1 protein-coding gene is annotated in these 1,654 nt (G+C 59.4%); it reads left to right on the top strand.

The features are described from left to right. Positions 1-1,157: ERF family protein (locus BGN91_RS02695; RefSeq protein ID WP_366408205.1), on the top strand; the 1,157-nt coding region annotated here is incomplete at its 5' end. Positions 1,158-1,654: the final 497 nt, after the last annotated feature.

Consider the following 1,654-nt stretch of genomic DNA (forward strand, 5'->3'; position numbering starts at 1 on the left):
TGCCAATGCAGAGATGCAGTGAAACCATTGGCACGATCGCCGCAGCATTAGCAAAAGCCCAAGGAGAGCTTGTCAATCCTGAGAGAACCTTAACTGCGACCGTCAGATCGCCGTTTCCGCGCGAAGACCCCAAAACCTTCCGCTACGCATCATTAGCCAGCGGTCTGGACATCATCCGCAAGAGCCTCGGCGCCAACGAGATTGCGACCGTGCAGACCACGGCAATTGATCGAGAGGCTGGCCTAATCCACCTCACCACCCTTTTGGCACATGCGTCAGGTGAATGGATTTCATCGACATGGCCAGTGTGCACGATCGGCGAAACGGCAGCACCTCATCGCATGGGCGCCGCGCTCACCTATGCGCGCCGTTATGCGCTGTTCGCATTAGTCGGCATTGCAGGCGAGGACGACCCCGATGCCCCGGATCTCTCTGCCGAGCCCTCGCCGCCACCTGGTCCGCTGAAAGCCCCAAATATTACACGGAAGCTCCATAACGGCACCCTGCATCAGCCTTCGCAGCTCGGTTCAATCCCTTCGGCCGCGCTACGTGAGCAGATGCTCGCGGAGATCACTGAGATCGCCGATAGCGACGCCTTGGCGATGTGGATCCATCGTCGGATGCGGGACAAGAACAGGCTGACAAACGCCGACGCGCGGGCGGTCGAGGAGGCTTGCGAAAGGCTTCTAGGGGTCCACTGCGATGATATAGTCGGCCCGATCCCCCACCCGATCGGCCCGTCCCCTCCAAGGGACCTTAAAGATACTCCCACCTTGTTGGATGCGGCTCCTACGCCGGAATCGGGCAGGCAAACCGTCCGCCCGCTCACCAAACCGCTGCGCCGGCGCAGCAAGGCCCATCTGGCGTTCGTCGCGGCGCAGCCTTGCCTTATCTGTCAGCGCACTCCATGCGATGCCCATCACTTGAAGTTCGCTCAACCCAAAGCCTTAGGACGGAAAGTCAGCGACGAGTTCACGGTGCCGCTGTGCCGGGCGCATCATCGAGATCTGCATCGCCATGGTAACGAGGCCGCATGGTGGGCGAATCTGAAGCTGGCGCCGCTGGAGGTGGCGAAAGAGCTTTGGCGTAATGATCCCGCCCACACTTTCCCGAGCTCCTACGACGGACCACAGACGCCGGCGGGAGCGACGCCATGAGCGATCCTCGTATGTTCAAACAGGCCGATTAGGTTTACCTATACCGTGGTCGCACCGCTGATCGCTCGGACCCGCGAACAGTTTGAATGCCAATTCGCGCGAAAGGACGCAGAGTTTTCAAAGGGCGGATCCAGCATTCGCAAGATGCGCCCTTGCCAAAACCCGCAAAGGGATCGACGCAGAGATCGCCAGGAAATACGCGCTGAGCGTACCTCGATTGCCCGAAGATCACCTAATGAACAGGGTTGTAGAGAAAGAAGCCCAGGGAGCTGCTGCGTCGCAAGGCTGAACGCAGCAGAGCCTGGCACCGTGCAACCCCACGCGGGCAGCTGCGTCAGAAAACTGTGGACCAAGCTTTGAGCTGTCTATCGGCCAAGAAATGCTCTAAGACTTTTCTGTAACGGTCCCTGCATTTTTCTCTGAAGGTTTGTTCGATGCGCATCGCCATGATTGGCACGGGCTACGTCGGCCTCGTGTCCGGAGCCTGCTTTGCCGAT

Origin of the sequence: Nitrobacter sp. 62-13 (genome assembly GCF_001896955.1) — a bacterium.
In the GTDB taxonomy this organism is placed as follows: domain Bacteria; phylum Pseudomonadota; class Alphaproteobacteria; order Rhizobiales; family Xanthobacteraceae; genus Nitrobacter.